At 43.0% G+C, this 4,165-nt stretch carries 6 protein-coding genes; all 6 read right to left on the bottom strand.

The annotated features are described in order from the left end of the window. On the bottom strand, positions 1-284 hold a 284-nt coding region (locus H6S82_RS21285; RefSeq protein ID WP_191056665.1), incomplete at its 3' end, for an AAA family ATPase. Between the two features lie 186 nt (positions 285-470). Then, positions 471-1,706, bottom strand: a complete 1,236-nt coding sequence (locus H6S82_RS21280) for an adenylate/guanylate cyclase domain-containing protein (protein ID WP_322111973.1) — start codon at positions 1,704-1,706, stop codon at positions 471-473. A gap of 230 nt (positions 1,707-1,936) precedes the next feature. Next, on the bottom strand, positions 1,937-2,422 hold the full coding sequence (locus tag H6S82_RS21275; protein ID WP_190470493.1) for a ubiquinol-cytochrome c reductase iron-sulfur subunit: 486 nt from the start codon (positions 2,420-2,422) through the stop codon (positions 1,937-1,939). Positions 2,423-2,523: 101 nt separating this feature from the next. Next, a complete protein-coding gene (locus H6S82_RS21270) occupies positions 2,524-3,225 on the bottom strand; it encodes a ferritin family protein (RefSeq protein ID WP_322111974.1) in 702 nt (233 codons plus the stop codon). 36 nt (positions 3,226-3,261) lie between these two features. Next, a complete protein-coding gene (locus H6S82_RS21265) occupies positions 3,262-3,549 on the bottom strand; it encodes a peptidase (RefSeq protein WP_190470496.1) in 288 nt (95 codons plus the stop codon). 190 nt (positions 3,550-3,739) lie between these two features. Then, on the bottom strand, positions 3,740-4,165 hold a 426-nt coding region (locus tag H6S82_RS21260; protein ID WP_191056664.1), incomplete at its 5' end, for an ATP-binding protein.

The following is a 4,165-nucleotide window of genomic DNA, read 5'->3' as shown; positions in this document are numbered from 1 at the left end:
TGCTTGCCAACATCAAAAACTACCTTGAAAGAAAATGATTTGCTCACATCGTGACGATGGATAAATTCACGATAACCACCTAAATTAACAAGATTGCCTTTGGGGAGTAAAAGAGTTTCTGGGTTTTCTGCTTCCTGAAGAGTTTGTTTTAACAGCAGCAGCGATTGCAATACCGAACTTTTACCGGAGGAATTTGGCCCATAAATGAGGGTAATGGGTCGAATCGGGATGGTTTCTGGCCCAGCAAATGCCTTAAAATTGGTGAGTTGATATTCACGCAGCACGATTTTGTTTCCTCCTGAGCGCTGTAGGGACACAACATCATCAAATCATGTCGGTTATGCAAAAATTGTAATTATGTCGTCTCGCCTACAAAAATGTTCACTCTGCCGCTCTTTTCCAATTATCGCAGAAGGAAATAGATACTTTGCATTCACGCTGCAATAATGGATTTTAGGGTACGATCGCCTTTACTCCACCACCAACCGCCAAGCTTTAATCGCCTTCGTCTTCCCCTTCGCCATTATCGGTTCGCAAGCTTCCACCCTTAATTCATCCTGCATTGCTTTATACACATCATCCGAAATCGTAATTGCCCCCGCAGGTGTGGCACTTTCCAATCGTTTGGCTGTATTCACCACATCACCAATCACTGTGTAAGTACGCACTTCTTTACCGCCAAACAATCCCTCAATTACCTGCCCGCAATGGATGGCACAACCTGCACCCAAACCGTGACGCTTTAAAATAATTTGTGCTACTTGATACATATACTGGGCAGCCGCAACTCCCTGCTGAGGTGTAGCGTAAATGGCCATAATTTCATCGGCTGTCAGGGTAATGCGTAGCGGTTGATACTGTGCGGCTGCGGGTTCGACATTATAATAGTAGGAGTTCAGTACAGAAGCAACGGCATCGGGTGAAGTTTTCTCGCACCACGCGGTAAAACCGCGAATATCCATGAATACAATTGTGCGATCGCGCCTTTGAAAAGCCAATTCCTCTGGATTGGTGACAGCAGTTAGCACCGCATGACTTCCCATCCCCCACTCTGCCAAATTTCGCAACAATTGAGCCGTTTTTTGCAATTCTTGTCGCTGTGAAGCGATCTGTACTGTTTGCAAACCTAAAATAATGCCGAGAAACAGCATACTTTCAATCAAAAACTTATGCGTTGCAATGGTAGGAAATTGACGAACGTTTGCCCAACTAAATGTTTGTGAGTTAGTCTTAAAACTTACTATCAAATAGATCGCAACAACCATAAAAGTTCTGCTCAAACTTTCCAGAGGAATCATCAATGGCGCTGCACTGGGTAGCCAATGAAATCTGATTCCTTGCCAAGTGGCAATTGTGAGCGAAAACAACCACAGAACATAATGATTTGGCTCTTGGAAAAATTCCATTCCCTCCAATAAAAAATCTATTGTTGTGTATAAAAAAGGGCCAATCAAATTTCCCCAAAACCGATGGCTTGCAGTTCCTGCTAAATACCAAGCTTGCAGCAAAATTGCGCCAGCAATTAGGTAATGAGTAGGCTGTATTAAATACAAAGTCCAACTTGTTAACGAAATTTCCGAAAAAGCATTAAAAATTAAAAAATAACCACTATTTGTCAGTAATTCGCTTAAAAATGCACTGTAGCGCGTGCCATACAGTTGTGCTTCTAGTAGATCTTTTGACTTTGTTTGCGAGTGTTTAACCACTTGACATCTGCCCCTTATCGTAAAGTAATGAGGTGTATTTGTCATCTGATTTTTGTAATTTATATCGCAAATACAACCACTACTAACTCCCGAATAGACAATTTTTAGATTTGGGATTTCTGGGAAAAATCGCCATCCCAAATCTAAAAATGTTACAGATCGACCGCAGTTTTAACTAGGTCATACATCTCCCATCTTCAATGCAAAATTCCCAATCCAAAATTGATTGACTAACTCACCTTCACCAAAACGGCATCACCTTCAATTTTGGCTTGATAGGTAGGTAAAGGTTTTTTCGCTGGGCCTTCAACAACTTTGCCGTCCACAGCAAATTCGGCATCGTGACAGGGACAAACAAAAAGCTTTTTATTTGTTTTCCAAGCGACGGTACAACCTTTATGGGTGCAGGTGGGATTAACAGCAGCTAAACTATTGGTGTCATCTGGATTGCGGATCACCAATACTGGCCCACTTGCCAATCGCTTATTGAGGATTTGACCTTTGCGGTCTAAATCCGCGACTGTCCCTACTGGCTGAAATCCGTCAGCCCTGGCGGTAGGATTAGCAGTAGGATTAGCAGTAGGATTAGCAGCAGTTGCTTTGTTATTTGAATTATCGCTTTTTGTGGAATCGGAGGAACAAGCTGCGATCGCTACCGGCAAGGAACTTGCTACCCAGCCGACACCTACCCAAGCGAGGAAAGTACGACGATCCATGAAAACCTCACCTTAACTATATTGACAAGCAACAGGACTTACGGATGATATTTACTAGCTTACCCTGTGGCGTAAGTCCGGATAACCAAATCAAAACTCGCTCAAACTATTTCTAGAAAAAGGTCTTTGGCGCTGTTGCATTCAGGACAATTGGCAAAGTTGAGTAGATCTGTTGTGTAGCCACACTCAGGGCAAACATAGAAAACTTTCTTGGCTTCTTTCCAATCTTTGAGGTTATCTTTAGCTTGAGTGTAAAATTTGGCGTGTTCTTTCTCCGCTTCTACTGCATATTCAAATGTTTGTTCGGCATCTTTGTTATTTTCTTTCCTGGCTTGTTCGATGAATTGCGGATACATGGTATCCCGTTCGTAGGACTCGCCTTTAATAGCAGCTTCTAAGTTTTCTTGGGTAGATTTTACTTCAAGTTTTTCAATTTTCGCTTCAGGTGTTGCACCGAGTTTACGAATTACGGCGGCGTGATTGGCGGCGTGAATTGCTTCGGCAGTTGCGGCTGCTTTAAAAAGGCTGGCAACTTGCAAATAACCTTCTTCTTTGGCTTTTTGTGCAAAGGCGACATAGCGGGCGTGAGCGTTTGATTCGCCATTGTATGCCGCTTGTAGATTTTTAAGCGAGAGGGATTCCTCGTTGGAAACTGTTTGAGCTACGGGCGATGTTGTCTCTACAATAGCTACAGGCGGTTGTTCTTGTTTGCAACTTGTGAGGGAAAGTGCTGCGACTGTAGCAGTTACGAGGAGAATAAATGTTTTTTGGCTAATTTGAGATAAATTTAGGCAACGGTTCACGGTCAAAATCTCCTTGTCGATCGAGAGTGTTGTTCGCTATTTATCGGCTTCATTTTGTGGTTGAGGGCGTTTCTTAAATAAACCAGTCATGCTCAAACCAGTCACGAGCAAACCAATTAAGCCCAAACCATTCAAAATTGGATAGATTTCTTCTAAATGTAAAATTTTGAATGTATGAATATCCAGGAGGAATTCAGCTAATTCATCTTGGTGAAACCATTCATCCAAAATTGTATAACCCAATCCTGTTACCACGGTCAAAATTAAAGGCAGGCAAACTGCGATCGCAATCAGGCGATGGTATTTACGAAAGGCACGATTCATTACGGATTACCTTAAAAAATCAACGGCAGAAAGCGTGCTGCACTTGAGCTACTTTTAAAGGTTAAAACTAAAAAGTAAAGAAACCGGGTAGATAGAAAAGACGCCTCAGCCAGAAACCGGGTTTCTGCGTCGATATCTAGTTGAGAAAGCCACGATTTTGCTCAGAAACCCGGTTTCTTTGCGTAAGTTCTCACGCTAATGGCAAACGGACGCGAAAACAGCTACCGACGCCGACTTCGCTGCTGACGGTGATTTCGCAGCCGTGAAATTGGGCGATAGCTTGGGCGATCGCCAAACCCATACCCTGTCCGCCTTGACGACGCGATCGCGCTTTATCCGCCCGCCAAAAGCGATCGAACACCGATTTAAGATGTTCCGGTGCAATTCCTATCCCCGTATCTTCCACGCTGACAAAGACATATTTGTCAACGTTTTTCATCGTCAGGGTAACTGTTCCTCCGGCGGGGGTGTATTGCAGTGCATTTTCCAGCAAATTCGCAAATAAACGCATCAACTTAACTGCATCCCCCTTCACAAATATCCCCACTAACAAATTCGATTTCAGATAAATTTCCTTTTCTTCTGCTTGCAATTCTAACATTTCTAGCAAATCTTC

It is taken from the genome of Planktothrix sp. FACHB-1355, assembly GCF_014748295.1.
In the GTDB taxonomy this organism is placed as follows: domain Bacteria; phylum Cyanobacteriota; class Cyanobacteriia; order Cyanobacteriales; family Aerosakkonemataceae; genus Aerosakkonema; species Aerosakkonema funiforme_A.
Note: the sequence above shows the minus strand (reverse complement) of the source record. Positions and strands in the feature narration are given on the sequence as shown.